Source organism: Streptomyces sp. P17 (genome assembly GCF_032436805.1).
Classification (GTDB): Bacteria; Actinomycetota; Actinomycetes; order Streptomycetales; family Streptomycetaceae; genus Streptomyces.
Genome location: NZ_JAVRBF010000699.1, coordinates 1 through 279 on the forward strand (window position 1 = coordinate 1; position 279 = coordinate 279).

Here is a 279-nt window from a genome sequence, read left to right on the forward strand (position 1 = left end):
CCCATCGGCCGGATCAGCCGCAAACTTGCGCTCGATCCCAACATAGTTATCCAGTGCCTGCTTCAGGCTTACACCATGCTGCTTGCCAAGCTCGTTATATTCCTTGAGATTATCCCATTCCTGCTTGGCTTCCCGATACTGATTAATCTCAGCCTCGTTTTCCTTGGAAATGCGCTCAAACTCTTCCCGAACAGGGTGGGGAACGTTATTCCAAAGTTCCTTGGCGCGCGGGAGGAAACGAGCCGGGGCTTCGATAATGCGGCGACCCTCAGACGGCTT

1 protein-coding gene is annotated in these 279 nt (G+C 53.8%); it reads right to left on the minus strand.

The window, feature by feature from the left end; translation table 11 throughout:
• The coding region (locus RMT89_RS42645) for a hypothetical protein (RefSeq protein WP_315889135.1) at positions 1-279 on the minus strand (279 nt) is incomplete at both ends.